The 567-nt window shown below is 72.7% G+C and carries 1 protein-coding gene and 1 pseudogene; both read left to right on the forward strand.

Translation table 11 applies throughout. From position 1 onward, the window contains the following. The coding region (locus tag D3D02_RS18660; RefSeq protein WP_304999804.1) for a transporter associated domain-containing protein at positions 1–205 on the forward strand (205 nt) is incomplete at its 5' end. An 89-nt stretch (positions 206–294) separates the two neighbouring features. Beyond that, positions 295–567, forward strand: a pseudogene (locus tag D3D02_RS18665) (hypothetical protein); the annotation flags it as partial.

A 567-nucleotide genomic window follows, 5' to 3' on the forward strand; every position in this document is an offset into this window, starting at 1 on the left:
CGCGGGCGCCGAGACCGTCGCGGGGCTCGTCACCCGACAGCTCGGGCGGCTGCCCCGGGAGGGCGACCGCGTCGCCGTCGGCGCCGTCACGCTCGCCGTCACCGGGGCGACCGCGACGCGGGTCACGCGCGTCCGGGTGGAACACGCGGACGAGAACGGGTTCGCGCTGGACGCGCCCGACGGCGGGGCGGCCGAGACGGCGTGACCGTCGCCGAGTCGGCCCACGCGGCAACCGCGCACACGTAACCCAACATACATGTGTCTCCGACGGGTCTCGGGTGGTAGTTTCCGATCATGGTGAGCCGCTGGGCGTGTGGCCGATGTGGGTTCGTCGCGTGGACGCGGGAGCGGTCGGCGATGGCCGAGGTGACGGGGTCGCACCTGCTCGCGCACCACTCCGACGCGCTCTCGAAGTCCGACTTCCGCGTGAGCTGGAACTGCCCGTACTGCGCCACGGCCAAGACCGCCTACGACACCGACGGGGCCGTCGCCGAGTTCAAGTCGCACCTCCACGACCACGTGGTCGACCGGATCGAAGACGGGGTCCACGTGGCGGACCGGATCGGC

It is taken from the genome of Halobellus sp. Atlit-38R, assembly GCF_003665925.1.
GTDB lineage: Archaea > Halobacteriota > Halobacteria > Halobacteriales > Haloferacaceae > Haloquadratum > Haloquadratum inordinatus.